Annotated in this window: 10 protein-coding genes and 1 tRNA gene; 5 read left to right on the plus strand and 6 right to left on the minus strand. The window is 73.0% G+C overall.

What is annotated here, in order from left to right; translation table 11 throughout:
• Positions 1 to 77: 77 nt before the first annotated feature.
• Positions 78 to 2276: an elongation factor G-like protein EF-G2 gene (locus IGS69_RS05290; protein WP_190897408.1), complete on the plus strand. Its 2199-nt coding sequence runs from the start codon at positions 78 to 80 to the stop codon at positions 2274 to 2276.
• 171 nt (positions 2277 to 2447) lie between these two features.
• Positions 2448 to 4115 carry a hypothetical protein gene (locus IGS69_RS05295; RefSeq protein ID WP_190897409.1) on the plus strand — a complete coding sequence of 556 codons (1668 nt, stop codon included), beginning with the start codon at positions 2448 to 2450 and terminating at the stop codon, positions 4113 to 4115.
• Between the two features lie 111 nt (positions 4116 to 4226).
• Here the strand turns inward: IGS69_RS05295 and IGS69_RS05300 are convergent, their stop codons facing one another.
• The 4 genes from IGS69_RS05300 to IGS69_RS05315 all read right to left on the minus strand — a co-directional run bounded on the left by IGS69_RS05300 (position 4227) and on the right by IGS69_RS05315 (position 8753).
• Positions 4227 to 4784, minus strand: coding sequence for an HIT family protein (locus IGS69_RS05300; RefSeq protein ID WP_053668280.1), 558 nt, complete (start codon positions 4782 to 4784; stop codon positions 4227 to 4229).
• A gap of 66 nt (positions 4785 to 4850) precedes the next feature.
• A complete protein-coding gene (gene thrS / locus IGS69_RS05305; protein WP_190897410.1) occupies positions 4851 to 6827 on the minus strand; it encodes a threonine--tRNA ligase in 1977 nt (658 codons plus the stop codon).
• A gap of 145 nt (positions 6828 to 6972) precedes the next feature.
• Positions 6973 to 8190 (minus strand): hypothetical protein, encoded by a 1218-nt coding sequence (locus IGS69_RS05310; protein WP_190897411.1) that lies wholly within the window; start codon positions 8188 to 8190, stop codon positions 6973 to 6975.
• Complete coding sequence (locus IGS69_RS05315) at positions 8187 to 8753, minus strand: DUF4365 domain-containing protein (RefSeq protein ID WP_190897412.1); 567 nt, start codon at positions 8751 to 8753, stop codon at positions 8187 to 8189. Before IGS69_RS05315 ends, IGS69_RS05310 begins: the two co-directional genes overlap by 4 nt.
• A 169-nt stretch (positions 8754 to 8922) precedes the next feature.
• Between IGS69_RS05315 and IGS69_RS05320 the strand changes: the two genes are divergently transcribed.
• The gene (locus IGS69_RS05320) at positions 8923 to 9651 is read left to right on the plus strand and encodes a 3'-5' exonuclease (protein WP_190904384.1); all 729 of its coding nucleotides are present in this window, start codon (positions 8923 to 8925) and stop codon (positions 9649 to 9651) included.
• A gap of 69 nt (positions 9652 to 9720) precedes the next feature.
• On the opposite strand, the gene IGS69_RS05325 is transcribed toward IGS69_RS05320, so the two are convergent.
• Both IGS69_RS05325 and IGS69_RS05330 read right to left on the minus strand, forming a co-directional pair.
• Positions 9721 to 9792 (minus strand) — tRNA-Val (locus IGS69_RS05325).
• A 39-nt stretch (positions 9793 to 9831) separates the two neighbouring features.
• Positions 9832 to 10278, minus strand: a complete 447-nt coding sequence (locus tag IGS69_RS05330; protein WP_190897413.1) for an SRPBCC family protein — start codon at positions 10276 to 10278, stop codon at positions 9832 to 9834.
• A 61-nt stretch (positions 10279 to 10339) separates the two neighbouring features.
• Between IGS69_RS05330 and IGS69_RS05335 the strand changes: the two genes are divergently transcribed.
• Together IGS69_RS05335 and IGS69_RS05340 are read left to right on the plus strand one after the other, a co-directional pair.
• On the plus strand, positions 10340 to 12757 hold the full coding sequence (locus tag IGS69_RS05335; protein ID WP_190897414.1) for an SCO7613 C-terminal domain-containing membrane protein: 2418 nt from the start codon (positions 10340 to 10342) through the stop codon (positions 12755 to 12757).
• Between the two features lie 106 nt (positions 12758 to 12863).
• Positions 12864 to 14525, plus strand: a complete 1662-nt coding sequence (locus IGS69_RS05340) for a helix-turn-helix domain-containing protein (protein WP_190897415.1) — start codon at positions 12864 to 12866, stop codon at positions 14523 to 14525.
• Positions 14526 to 14612: the final 87 nt, after the last annotated feature.

Below are 14612 nucleotides of genomic sequence, written 5' to 3' on the forward strand. Positions count from 1 at the left end.
GTCGCCGGAGCCGCACCGCACGCGGATTCCGCGTGTCCGCGCCCACAGTGACCTCACCGTGCACGGGAGGCAGGATCATGGGCGACAAGGCACAGACACACCCTGGGGCCGCCGGCAGGGCACAAGCGGCCGACCACCCTCAGTCCGTACGGAATGTGGTGCTGGTCGGCCACTCCGGATCGGGAAAGACCACGCTGGTCGAAGCCCTCGCACTGACGGCGGGGGCGGTGAACCGGGCGGGCCGCGTGGAGGACGGCGGCACCGTCTCCGACTACGACGACATCGAGCACCGGCAGCAGCGCTCGGTACAGCTCTCCCTGGTGCCCGTCGAGTGGGACGGCATCAAGGTCAATCTCCTCGACACCCCCGGATACGCCGACTTCGTCGGTGAGCTCAGGGCCGGTCTGCGCGCGGCGGACGCGGCCCTCTTCGTCGTCTCGGCCTCGGACGGGGTGGACGGCTCGACCCGCACGGTGTGGGAGGAGTGCGCGGCCGTGGGCATGCCCCGGGCCATCGTGGTCACGCACCTGGAGTCGGCGCGCGCCGACTTCGAGGAGATGACCCGCACCTGTGCCGAGGCCTTCGGCGCGGACGACCCGGACGCGGTCCTGCCGCTCTACCTGCCGCTGCGCGGCCCCCAGGCGCCCGACGGGCACGCGCCCGTGACCGGGCTGATCGGGCTGCTGTCGCAGAAGCTGTTCGACTATTCGGCCGGCGAGCGCAAGGAGTCCGAGCCGGGCGAGGAGCAGCTGCCGCTGATCGAGGAGGCCCGCAACCGGCTCATCGAGGGGATCATCGCCGAGAGCGAGGACGAGACCCTCATGGACCGCTACCTCGGCGGGGAGCCCGTCGACGTCAGGACGCTCATCGAGGACCTGGAGCGGGCCGTCGCGCGCGGGGTCTTCTTCCCCGTCCTGGCCGCCGCCCCCGCGGGTGCGGGCGCCCGGCAGGGGCTCGGCACCGTGGAGCTGCTGGAGCTGATCACGCGGGGCTTCCCGACGCCGCTGGAGCACGAGACGGTGCGGGTCACGACCATCGACGGCAAGCCGCGCGACCTGAAGCCGTGCGACCCGGACGCCCCGCTGGTGGCGGAGGTCGTGAAGACCTCCTCGGACCCGTACGTCGGCCGGCTGTCGCTGATCCGCCTGTTCTCCGGCACCCTGCGCGCCGACCAGACGGTCCACGTCTCCGGGCACGGGCTGGCCGACCGGGGACATGAGGACCACGACGTGGACGAGCGGATCGGCGCCCTGTCCACGCCGTTCGGCAAGCAGCAGCGCCCGGTGTCGCACGTCATCGCGGGCGACCTGGCCTGCGTGGCGAAGCTGGGCCGCGCCGAGACCGGCGACACTCTGTCCGCCAAGGACGACCCGCTGCTCATGGAGCCGTGGCGGATGCCCGACCCGCTGCTGCCGCTGGCCATCGAGGCGCACAGCAAACCGGACGAGGACAAGCTGTCCCAGGGCCTGGCCCGGCTGGTGGCCGAGGACCCGACGATGCGGCTGGAGCAGAACCAGGACACCCACCAGGTGGTCCTGTGGTGCCTGGGCGAGGCGCACGCCGACGTCGCCCTGGAGCGGTTGCGCAGCCGGTACGGCGTCCAGGTCGACGTCGTCCCCCACCGGGTGTCCCTGCGCGAGACGTTCGCCACCAAGTCGGCCGGCCGGGGCAGGCACGTCAAGCAGTCCGGCGGGCACGGGCAGTTCGCGATCTGTGAGATCGAGGTCGAGCCGCTGCCCGGCGGGTCCGGCATCGAGTTCGTCGACAAGGTCGTGGGCGGGGCGGTGCCCCGGCAGTTCATCCCGTCGGTGGAGAAGGGCGTACGGGCCCAGGCGGCCAAGGGGGTCGCGGCCGGGTACCCGCTCATCGACGTACGGGTGACCCTCCTGGACGGCAAGGCGCACTCGGTGGACTCCTCCGACGCCGCCTTCCAGACGGCCGGAGCGCTCGCACTGCGCGAGGCCGCGGCCGACGCGAAGATCCATCTGCTGGAGCCGGTGGCCGAGGTGTCGGTGCTGGTCGGTGACGACTTCGTGGGCGCCGTGATGAGTGACCTGTCGGGGCGGCGCGGCCGGGTGCTCGGCACGGAGCAGACACCGGGCGGGCGCACCCTGATCCGGGCCGAGGTTCCGGAGATCGAGATCGGCCGGTACGCCATCGATCTGCGGTCGATGTCGCACGGCACGGCGGGGTTCAGCCGCCGGTACGCGCGGCACGAACCGATGCCGCAGCAGGTCGCGGACCGGGTGCGTGAAGAGGAGCGCAAGGCCTCCTAGTTGGCGCCGGGCGCCACCAAGTGCCCTTGTGGGAGCTCCCCTACGCGGGGGCGGGCGGCTTGACGGGCCGCCCGCCCCCGCTCGACGGTGCGGACGGATACGCTGATGACCTGATCAACAGGTGTGCGGAGCGCGGAAGTCGGGAAGGCCGCAGATGCGGAAGCGGCAGCGATGGGGGCGGCAGTGATGGACGGATTCGACTTCAGCCCGGGAGCGCAGGTGCCCCTGGCGGGTGCGAGCGGCCAGACGGCGGCGACCTACGCGCTGGCCGCGGCGGCGTACCGGGACGACGAGGTCACCACGATCCTGAAGGCCGACAACGAGTGGCATCAGTCGAAGGTGACTCCCCCGCGCTCCTGGGCGAAGATCTTCCGGCCGAGGTTCGGCGAGGCGTTCTCCCGCGCGGTGATCGACCGGATGCTGGGGGCCGGGCGCAATCCGGTCATCCAGTCCTTCGGCATCGAGCCGCAGGTCGTCGTGGAGCACTGCCTGGCGGCCCACCGCATCCGCCGCGACCGCGACAACCGGCTCTCGGCGATCACGGTCGTCTGCGGGCTGCTGTTCCTGCCGGGCTTCCTCGTGTGGCTGCTGGTGTTCACGCTGCGCACCACCATGGCCAGGCGCGAGGACAAGCGCACCGGCGCCCTCGCCACGACGCTGCTGGTCGCGGTGGGTGCGCTGGCCGTGCTGTTCCTGATCCGGATGCCGTTCACGGGCTTCTGGGCCCTGTACGGGCGCGCGGCGGTGATCATGCCGGTGGTCGGCTGGTTCTGGGCCAAGCAGATCTGCGAGCGGACGGCCCGTGACCTGCGGGAGCGCTGGTCGAGTCTGCTGTCGGGCGGCGGTGTCGGCGCCAAGATCCCCGAGGCCGTGCCCGGCAACCCCGGTGACGCGGCCGAGCAGGTCCGCAAGGAGCTGGCCCGTCTCGCCGCCGAGCAGCGGTCCAACTCGGTCTTCTACGCGGGCCCCAAGGGGATACTCGGCATGGGCACACGGTGGGGCAGCTGGCAGCTGGCGGAGGAGCTGGTCTCCGCCGAGCCGGGCAAGGACTTCCACCCCTTCCGCAGCTGGGACGTCATCGTGGCGATCCAGGGCGGTCTCGGCATGCTGGAGCGCACGTCGATCAACACCGGCGGTTTCCCCAAGCCGTCCATCACGCACTGGATCGTCACACCGATCGGCGAGAAGGCGACGGAGGTGTCCCGGCCGAGCGGCACGGACGTCGACGCGTACACGGTCCGGACGCATGCCGTCCAGGACATCTGCAACAAGCAGCAGTTCGGCAGCGGCGACCGGCACTACCTGGGCGTGCAGTGGACCCTGTGGGACGGCCATCTGGTGATCACGATGCTGATCACGGTGACCGTGCTGCACGACACCCTGCGCATCGAGGTCACCGGACACGCGCTGGGGCCGGTCAACCCCCTGTTCAACGAGAAGCCGGCGGCCAAGGAGAAGTCGGTGCAGAAGGCTCTCCGGTTCTGGGAGACCCGCACCGTGAAGCTGCCGCTGATCGACGCCGACGAGGTGGTACGGCTGGCCGCGCGCGCCCCGCTGACCTGGTACCCGCCGCTGCTGAACTGGCTCGGCGGCAGTCTGACGCTGCCCGAGCCGTTCGGTCTGCGGCACGCGTGGGCCGACCAGCCGTGGCGGCACCGGTTCATGGCAGACGACGCGCTGCGGGCGGCCACGCCCGTGCTGCGGGTGGTGCATTCCGCGGCGCTGAAGGTGCTGCGGGAGAACGGGGTGGACGTGGAGAAGTTCGGGTCCCGGTCGGCGGCGCTCAGCGGGGCCGTGCAGGAGGCTTCGCCGAAGAAGGCCGACGTCTACGACGCCTAGCTGGTGAGGTGCCCGGCGTTGTTGCCGGGGCGCGGGCGGGTGCGCAGCCGGGCGCTGCGGGGTGCCGCCGCGCCCACCCGTGCCGCCCCGGGCGGCACGCATGCCCGCGGTTCATGACGGCCAGGCGTCCGCCAGCATCTTCCGCGTGTCCGCCAGCAGCTGCGGCAGCACCCGCGTGTGCCCGACCACCGGCATGAAGTTCGTGTCCCCGCCCCAGCGCGGCACGATGTGCTGGTGCAGATGCGCGGCGATGCCCGCCCCCGCGACCGTGCCCTGGTTCATGCCGATGTTGAAGCCGTGGGCGCCGGAGGCCGTGCGCAGGGCCGTCATGGCCTGCTTCGTGAGTTCGCCGAGCTCGGCGGTCTCCCCCGCCGTGAGGTCGGTGTAGTCGGCGACGTGCCGGTAGGGCACGGTCATCAGGTGCCCGCCGTTGTACGGGTAGAGGTTGAGCACCGCGTAGACCTGCTCGCCGCGCCGGACGACGAGCCCGTCCTCGTCGGACTTGGCCGGGATCGAGCAGAAGGGGCAGCCGTCGCCGGCGCCCGGGCCGGTCGGCTTGTTCTCGCCCTGGATGTAGGCCATCCGATGCGGCGTCCACAGACGCTGGAACGCGTCCTGCGTCCCCACTCCCAGCTGCTGCTCCGGCTCACTCGTCATGCAGTGCAGCATATGGCGTCGAGCTGGGGGGACGGCAAAGGCCCCCGGGATCTCCCCGGGGGCCCGTGCACCGTGTGATCAGACCTGAGCGCGCTCCTCGACGACCTTCTGGATCTTCGCGATGGCCTCGTCGAAGGGGATGCCGTTCTCCTGCGAGCCGTCGCGGTAGCGGAAGGACACGGACTCGTGGGACATGTCCTCGTCGCCCGCGATGACCATGAAGGGCACCTTCTGCTTCTGGGCGTTGCGGATCTTCTTCTGCATGCGGTCGGAGGAGGAGTCGACCTCGACGCGCAGGCCCTTCTTCTTGGCCGCGGCGGCGAACTTCTCCAGGTACTCCACGTGCGCGTCGCCGATCGGGATGCCGACCGCCTGGACCGGGGCCAGCCACGCCGGGAAGGCACCCGCGTAGTGCTCCAGGAGGACCGCGAAGAAGCGCTCGATGGAGCCGAACAGCGCGCGGTGGATCATGACCGGGCGGGTCTTGGAGCCGTCCGCGGCCGTGTACTCCAGGTCGAAGCGCTCCGGCAGGTTGAAGTCGAGCTGGATGGTCGACATCTGCCAGGTGCGGCCGATGGCGTCCTTGGTCTGGACGGAGATCTTCGGGCCGTAGAAGGCGGCGCCGCCCGGGTCGGGGACGAGGGGCAGGCCCTGCTTCTCGGCGACCTGGCGCAGCGTCTCCGTCGCCTCTTCCCAGGCCTCGTCCGAGCCGACGAACTTCTCCGGGTCCTTGGTGGACAGCTCCAGGTAGAAGTCGGTCAGACCGTAGTCGCGCAGCAGGCCGAGGACGAAGGTGAGCGTCTTGTCGAGCTCCTCCGACATCTGCTCACGGGTGCAGTAGATGTGCGCGTCGTCCTGGGTGAAGCCGCGGGCGCGGGTCAGACCGTGCACCACGCCGGACTTCTCGTACCGGTACACGGTTCCGAACTCGAAGAGGCGCAGCGGCAGTTCACGGTAGGAACGCCCGCGCGCGTCGAAGATCAGGTTGTGCATCGGGCAGTTCATGGGCTTGAGGTAGTAGTCCACGCCCTCGTCGAGCTGCATGGGCGGGTACATGCCGTCGGCGTACCAGTCCAGGTGGCCCGAGGTCTCGAAGAGCTTCCCCTTGGTGGCGTGCGGGGTGTAGACGAACTCGTAGCCCTCTTCCTCGTGGCGGCGGCGCGAGTAGTCCTCCATGACCCGGCGGATGATGCCGCCCTTGGGGTGGAAGACGGCGAGGCCGGAGCCGATCTGCTCCGGGACGGAGAACAGGTCGAGCTCGCTGCCGAGCTTGCGGTGGTCGCGCTTCTCGGCCTCGGCGAGGAACTCCAGGTGCGCCTTCAGTTCGTCCTTGGTGGGCCAGGCGGTGCCGTAGATGCGCTGGAGCATGGGGTTCTTCTCGCTGCCGCGCCAGTACGCGGCCGCGTTGCGCATCAGCTTGAACGCCGGGATGTTCCGGGTGGTGGGCAGGTGGGGACCGCGGCAGAGGTCCTTCCAGCACAGGTCACCGGTCTTGGCGTCCAGGTTGTCGTAGATCGTCAGCTCGCCGGCGCCGACCTCGACGTCCGCGCCGTCGTCGTGCGAAGCGGAGCCCTTGAGGCCGATCAGCTCCAGCTTGTACGGCTCGTCGGCCAGTTCCTCGCGGGCCTCGTCGTCGGTGACGACACGGCGGGAGAAGCGCTGGCCGCGCTTCTGGATCTCCTGCATCTTCTTCTCGATGGCCTTGAGGTCATCGGGGTGGAAGGGCTTCTCGACGTCGAAGTCGTAGTAGAAGCCGTCCTTGACGGGCGGGCCGATGCCGAGCTTGGCCTCGGGGAAGAGCTCCTGCACGGCCTGTGCCATGACGTGCGCGGTGGAGTGGCGCAGGATGTTCAGGCCGTCCTCGGAGGAGATCTCGACGCCCTCGACCTCGTCGCCGTCGGACAGGGCGTACGACAGGTCTCTGAGCTCGCCCGCCACGCGCGCGGCGATGACCGAGCGCTCGCCGGCGAAGAGCTCGGCGGCCGTAGTGCCCGTCGTCACCACGCGTTCTTCCCGCTCGGAATCGCGCTGGATGATCACACGGACGTCTGACACCGGTCTCTCCTGACTGAAGGGGGCTGCGGCGCCATACCCGAGCGCGCGCACGAGTAAGGATCGTACCGACCCGGGACCGCCCTACGCGAAATCATTGCCCGCGGTCCCCTCCGGAGGCCTCCCCGGTCCTCTCCCCAAGGCCCCTTCAGTCCCCTCCGCAGGCCTCCTCGAAGAAGTCGAGGTTCTCGTGGAGCTCCTTCATCAGCCGGTCCCGCTCGGCGTCGTCCACCTGGACGGGGACGACGCCGTGGGCGCCGGTGAGGCGGCGGAATCCGCCCCGGCTCTCCAGCCGCCCCTGCACCCGTACCGGAAGTCCGACGAGGTGGGCGTGCCCGGCGATCCGGTAGGCCTCCTCGTCGAGGGTGATCCGGACGTTCGGCACGTCGGCCCCGGCCAGCACGCGCAGCCGCACCGTGCCGTCGCCGCGCGGCCCGGACCTGCGCAGCCGTACCACCGCTCCCGTGATGCGCACCGGGACCGCGGGCTCCTCGCGCAGGTAGCGGGCGCCCGCCTCGCGCAGCGCGGCCAGGTCGCCGGGCGAGAACTCGACGGGCTCGGCGCGGGGCGCGCACCCCTCGGGCACACCGGCCGCCGGGGCCCACTCGACGGCGATCCGGGCGCCCTCCGTGCCCCGGACGAGGGCGACGAGGGCCTCGGTGAGCTCGTGGCTCACCCCCGCCTCGACGGCGGCGTCGAAGGCGTCCATCCCGCCGGTGGCGCGCTGGTAGTCGATGGCCTCCCGGGCGGCGAACAGGGCCTGGTGGAGGCGGACGGCGAGGGGGCGGCCGCCGGCGACCGGGACGAAGGCCGTGAGCCGCCCGTCGGTGGCGGAACCGACGAGCACGTTCTCCAGGGCCGCGGCGGCGGAGCGGCGGTGGCGGGCGCCGTGGTAGCCGGCCCGGGCGCGGGTGGCGAGGGCGGCCGCGAGCAGCATCCGGCGGGCGGCGCCGCGCAGGCGGTCCTCGACGGTCCAGGAGGCCGCGCCCGCGGGTCCGGCGGGGACGTCGTGCCACCAGCGGATCTCGTCGCTGGGCACGGCGAGGGAGACGAGGACCTCGCGGGCGGAGGGCGAGCCGCTGCGGGACAGGGCGAGCAGGGCCTCGCCGAGCAGGTCGTCGCTGTCGGGGAAGGCGCGGCTCTCGGGCACCAGGAGGCTGGTGCCGCTGCCGCCGGGGCCGGGCGGGGTCCAGCGGCCGTAGCGTCCGGGGGCGCCGCCGCGCCGCTGCCAGCCGTGCCGGCGCAGCAGGGCGCTCAGCACGGCCGGGTCGACGTCGACGGGCTCGGGCGGCGGGTCGCTCCAGGTGGTGTCGGCGGGGTGCGGCCGGACCTGCCTCAGTGGCTCCTCGGTCGGGCGGTGCGTCACGGTTTCCCTCCCGTCCCGACCCGCGTCATGATCTCGCAGAGGGCCCGGTCGTCGAAGATGCGCGAGGTCGGTATCCGCACGGTGGTGCGGCGGCGGCCGGTGATCGGCTGTCCGGCGAGGTTGGTCCAGTAGCAGCAGTGCCGGAGGTCGAGCCGGTCGTGGCTGGCGCGCAGCCAGTCGTCCTGGGAGCGCGGCACCAGCATCACCACCAGGATCTTGTGCACCGACACGGGGGTGCGGGCGAGCTTCGCCAGGTGGTCGTTGTCGAGCGTGAAGGAGAAGGTGCGGCCCGGTGGGCTGGGCGGCACCTGGTAGGTGGCCTTGAGCTGCACCTTGATGGTGACCTCGTCGTCGACCGTGTGCCCGGGGGCGCTGTGGCTGACGTGCCAGTCGATGCCGTTGTCGGGAAAGGGCTGGGACAGCGAGCAGCCGGCGGCCGCCGCGACGGCGTGCAGATAGCCGACCTGCAGTGTCTCCATGCAGGCGGTGGTGGCGAGAGTGCCGCGAGAGGGAGCCGTGCGCTCGGGCAGCAGCCCGCCCCGTTCGGGCTGCGCAATGGCCATGGCCAACAGCCTTCCAGAACAAGTGATTCCCCGCTGCGGGCCGCTGAACTGCACCAACCCGTACTCCTGTTGTCTCCTTCCGGCGTACGGCGCAAACAGCCCGGGTATCACCGGATCGGGCAGCGGACGGTGCGTCAACTGCCGAAGGTGAACGAGGGGTTGTGTGGCTATGACGACGTGCTGGTACGAGGGGCCGCTGGCCGCCTTCGACACGGAGACGACGGGCGTCGACGTCGAGACCGACCGGATCGTGTCGGCCGCCGTGGTCGTCCAGGATGCGCCGGGTGTCCGGCCCCGGGTGAGCCGTTGGCTGGTGAACCCGGGGGTGCCGGTCCCCGCCGAGGCGACGGCGGTGCACGGACTGACGGAGGAGCACCTGCAGCGCAACGGCCGGTGGCCGGCGCCGGTGATGCACGAGATAGCGCAGGCGCTGGCCGAGCAGGCGCACGCCGGGCGCGCGGTGGTGGTGATGAACGCGCCGTTCGATCTGACGCTGCTGGACCGGGAGTTGCGCCGTCATCGCGCCTCGGCGCTCGGGCGCTGGTTCGAGTCGGCGCCGCTCACCGTGCTGGACCCGCGGGTCCTGGACAAGCATCTGGACCGCTACCGCAAGGGCCGGCGCACCCTGACCGACCTGTGTGCGCACTACGGCGTCGCCTTGGAGGGCGCGCACGACGCGGCGGCCGACGCCGTGGCGGCGCTGGAGGTGACGCGGGCGGTGGGCCGCCGGTTCGCGTCCCGGCTGGAGCGTCTCGCGCCGGGTGAGCTGCACACCCTGCAGGCGGTGTGGCACGCGGCCCAGGCGCGGGGCCTGCAGGCGTGGTTCGCGCGCAGCGGTGTGGACGAGGCGGTCGACCCGGCGTGGCCGCTGCGTCCGGATCTGCCGGCGGCTGCCTGAGTTGCCGGCGCGGGGGTCCGCGAGGGCATGAAAAAACCGGTCCGTCTGTGACGGACCGGCTGTTTCCGGTGGGCGATACTGGGTTCGAACCAGTGACCTCTTCGGTGTGAACGAAGCGCTCTCCCACTGAGCTAATCGCCCGGGAACGCACTGAACCATACAGGTCCGGGCACGCTTCCTTCAAACCGCTTCGAGGTGCCTGCGCAGTCCGCGCCGCCCGGACCGCATCATCAGCGCGTGGTTGGCGCGGAAGACGGGCCGTCCCGGTACGGCGAGCCGCCGCAGCAGCGGCTTGGTCACGCTGACGACCTGGTCGTACCGCGCGAGGCTGCCCGTCCCGCGCGGCGTGACCGTCCAGCGTGCCCAGCCCTCGATGTCCCCGGACAGCGCGGTCTCCAGCACACCGGCGGCGCGGTCGCGCCGCACCTCGCGCGCCGTGAAGGTCATGTCGTACGGCAGGACGGAGCGGATGCGGATGACCCCCGTGGTGTCGTCGAGCCGGGTCACCTCCCGGACCTGGCGCCACCAGCTCGGGTAGTCCTCGGGGCGTTCCAGCACGTCGTAGACGGCGGCGGGGGATGCGGGCAGGCGCCACAGACTGCGGAAGCGGTAATGGTTCCAGTCCATCCCGGCAGTCTGCCCACGCGCGGCGGGGACTGTCTGAGTACGCGCCTGAGTACCCGCACTCATGCCGCGCCGGGTGACCCGGACCACACTGCGATCCATGACCCACCTTCCGCCCCCGGCCGAGGAACTGCGGCTCCTCGACGCCGAACTCCGGCAACTGGACGCCCGGCGCTCGCAGTTGCTGACCCGCCGCGCCTGGCTGATCGCGGCCCTGCAGCAGACGCAGCAGTCGCGGCCCTGGGCCTCGGCGCAGCCCCCGGTCACCGCAGCGCCGCGCCCCGAGACGGCGGCGCCCAGCGTGCAGAACGTGCTGCTGGTCCTCGGCGGTGTCCTGCTCACGCTCGCGGCGGCGGTGTTCACGCTGGTCAGCTGGGGGCAGATGGGGATCGCCGGGCGGGCCCTGGTGCTCGGCGCGGTCACGCTGGCCACGCTCGCCGCGCCCGTGGCCCTGCTGAAGCGGGGGCTGCGGTCGACGGCGGAGGCCGTGGCGGGCCTCGGGCTCGCCCTGACCGTCCTGGACGCCTACGCGCTGCACGCCGCGGCCCTCTCCGGGACGGACGGGACCGGGTACGCGGCCGCGGCGTCGGCGGTGCTGGCGGCGGCCTGGTCGGCGTACGGTCTGCTGCCGGTCATGTCCGCGCTGCGCCTGCCCCTGCCCTCCGCCCTGGCCGCGGCCCAGTTCCCGCTGCTGCTGTCGGCCCTGGCCGCCGACGCGGGTCCGTACACGATCACCGCCGCGCTGCTGGTGACGGCCGGGCTCGACGCGGTGGCGGTGGCGCGGCTGACGGCAGGGGCGGTGCGGATCACCGCCGTCGTCGGTGCCTGCGGCATGGGCGGCTGGGGTGTTCTGGCTGCGGGCTGGCTGTCGTTGACGGCCGGCGGTCCGGGTGCGGCCTCCCGCGCCGGGGCGCTGCTCCTGCTCGCGGCGGCGATCGCCCTGGGCGCGGCCTGGCGGGGTCCGGGCATCGGGCACGCCCTCGGCCTGGCGATGACGGCCGGTCTGCTGGTCGTGGCCGCGCTCGGCGGGGTGGCGCGCTCCGGGCTGCCGTCGCAGTGGGCGGTCCCTGCTCATCTGGCCGTCGGTGTGGCCCTGTTGGCGGTGGTGCGGGCCGGACGGCTGCCGGACGCGATACGGACGGGGTTCGCCTGGGCCTCCGGTGCCGTGCAGGCGCTGGCGGTGCTGTGGACGCTGCCCGTTGTCGCCGTGGTGCTGCTCGGCCCGGCCGGTTGGCTGGGCCGGGTGTGGCGTGGTGCGCCGGCGGATGCCCGTACGGCGGTGCTCGTCGAGGCCCCCTGGCCGCCGGGCGCGGTGATGGCCCCGGTCGTGCTGGTGGGTGTGGCGGCGGTGCTCGCCCTGGCGGTCCGTGCGCAGGTGTGGCGTTCGCGGGCCCGGCTCGGTGCTCTCGGTCTGCTGTGGGCCACGGCGCTGGTACTCCCGGCCGTGCTGGAGCTCCCGTACGCCGCCGGCCTGCTGCTCCTGGGCGTCGTGACGGCGGCGGCACTGTACGCGTGCGGGGTCACGGCGTCGGCCGCTCAGGTCACGGCCCTCGTTCTGGCCCTGGTCACGGCCGCCGGCCTCACCCTGGTCTCCCTCGCGTCCCAGTCCGCGACCCTGGCCGTCCTGTCCGGGCTGACGGTGCTCTTCGCCGCGGCCTCGTGGCGGTCGGGTGCCGCGCCCTTCACCGCTCCGGCCGCTCTCGTGTACGCCGCCGCGCTGGCCTCGGCGTCCGGTGCCGCCGCGGACTGGCCCGCGGCCCGAACGGCCCTGCTGGTGCTGCTGGTTCCCGCTGCCGCCGCCGTGCTGGCGGCGCGCCTGGGCTCTTCCCGGGCGACGGTGCCCGTCGAGGCCGTAGGGGCCGCGCTCGGGCTGTTCGCCGTGGCGCTCGCCGTCACCGACCCGCCGATGCTCGCGCTGGTGCTGGCCCTGTGCGGGGTGATCGCCGCGGGCACGGCCCTGCGCGCCGAGCGGCGGCCCGTCGGCTACGCGGCCACGGCCCTGTTCGTCCTGGCCGCGTGGGTGCGCCTGGCCGCCTGGGACGTCGGCACGCCCGAGGCGTACACGCTTCCGGTGACCGTCCCGGCGCTGCTCGTCGGAGGGCTGCGCCGGCGCCGTGACCCGCGGGCCTCCTCCTGGACGGCGTACGGCCCCGGGCTCGCCGCCACCCTCCTGCCCGGCCTCGTCGCGGCCTGGGCCGATCCGCACTGGACCCGCCCGCTGCTGCTGGGCGGCGCGGCGCTGCTGGTCACCCTGCTGGGTGCCCGGCACCACCTCGGGGCGCCGCTGGTGCTCGGCGGCTCGGTGCTGGCCCTGCTCACGCTGCACGAACTCGCCCCGTACGTCGTGCAGGTGACGGGGGCGCTCCCCCGCTGGGCGCCTCCCGCCCTCGCCGGACTCCTGCTGCTCGCACTCGGGGCGACGTACGAACAGCGGATCCGGGACGTCCGGCGGGTGCGGGAGGCTCTGGGGAGGATGGACTAGGCGCGTCGGGGCCGTATCGACTGCGGACAAGCCCCGTGATGTCATACGTTCTTCGATCGGCCGTGGCGACGGCGGCACGGTCGGGCCGGGGGGCGGGAGAGGCATCATGACGGACTTGGGAGAAGCGTACGGCCGGGGTGCGGGCGCCGCGGACGAGGGGACGTTGGAGCGCCTGCTGTCGGTGGTGGGGGTGGGAGCCGTGGAGTTGCACACGGCCCCGCGGGGACTGCGGACGCAGGTCTCCGGTGTGCATGTGCTGGACGCCCTGGAACCGGCCGTCAGGCCACGGGAGTTACTGCTGGCGATCGGCGTGGACCCGGGGTCGGCGCATGCGGTCGACGTGGTGCGCCGGTCCGGTGAGGCCGGTGCGGCGGGTGTGGTGTTCGGCCCGGGACGGCCGGAGCCCACGGCGCGGGCGTTGCAGACGGCAGCGGAGGAGAGCGGCACGGCGGTGCTCTTCCGCACCGCCTGGTGCACCTGGGCGCAGCTCGTTGGGGTGCTGAGGGCCGGGCTGGCCGCAGCGGGTGCTCCGCCGATGCCCGCCACCAGCGGCGTGCCCCTGGGCGATCTGGATGCGCTGGCCGATGCGGTGGCTGCCCTGGTGGGAGGCTCGGTGACGATCGAGGACACGGAGTCGCGGGTACTGGCGTACTCGTCCACCGAGGAGAACGTGGACGAGATGCGCCGGCTGACCATCCTCGGCCGCCGGGTGCCGCCCTGGCGGGTGGCGGCCATGCGGGAGGCGGGGTTCTTCCAGGCGCTGTGGGGTGCGGGCGACGTGCTGCACCGGCCCGCCCGCGGGCAGGATCCGGAGCGGCTGGTCGGCGCCGTGCTGGCGGGCGGGGAGGCGCTCGGGTCCATCTGGGTGGCGGCGGTGGCCGGCCGCCCGCTGTCGCCGAACGCCGCGGAGACGCTGCGCGCGGCGAGCCGGACCGCCGCCGCCCACCTGCTGCATCACCGCACCCATAGCTCGGACGGCCGGCTGGTGGAGGATGCGGCCCGGGCGCTGCTGGAGGACCGTGGATCGGTCGAGGTGCTCGCGGAGCGGGCCTCGCTGCCGCCCCGGGAGCCCTGTGCCGTACTGGCAGTGGGCACCGGGCCCGGCCGCTCCGCGGACGACGGCCCGTCGGGGCTGTACGGGCTGCTGACCTTGCACTGCGCGGCCCTCGGGCACCGCGTCGTGGTGGTCCCGGCGACCGGCGGGACCCTGGTGCTGCTCGGCGGGCTGGAGCGCGCCGCCGAGCGGGCCGACGGCCAGGTCAGACGGCTCGGGACCGCACTGGCCGATCAGCTGTCGGGGACGACCGGTGCGGCGGTGAAAGTGGGGCTCGGCGATGTGGTCCCCGGCCTGGCGGGGGCACCCGCGTCACGCCGTTCGGCCGAGCGGGCCCTGCGGGCGCTCGTCGCGGCCGCCGGACCGCACACCGTCGCGCGGTGCGAGGACGTCGCGGACACCGTGGGCATCCTCCAGGTCGTCGACGCCCTGCGCGAGGTGACGCTGCCGCCGCGCACCTCGGTGGCCCGGCTGAGGGAGTTCGACGCCGATCACGGCGGCAGTTGCCTGGTGGAGACCCTGCGCGCCTACCTCGACCACTTCGGAGACGTGTCCGCCGCCTCGCGCGCGCTGGGCGTGCACGCCAACAGTCTGCGCTACCGGCTGCGCCGGATCAGGCAGGTGTCGGGGCTGGACCTGGACAGTCCCGACGCCCGGCTGCTCGCCCAGGTGCAGTTGCGGCTGGGTGGACAGGCCGACGGCGCACACCGCTGAGTGTCCGGCACCGAGGCGCGAGCGGGCCTGTGCCTGCCGCCGTTCAGCCGGGGCCACCATCCAAGGGCCTCCCCGTTGTCGCATCGC

The sequence above is a fragment of the Streptomyces tuirus genome (genome assembly GCF_014701095.1).
In the GTDB taxonomy this organism is placed as follows: domain Bacteria; phylum Actinomycetota; class Actinomycetes; order Streptomycetales; family Streptomycetaceae; genus Streptomyces; species Streptomyces tuirus.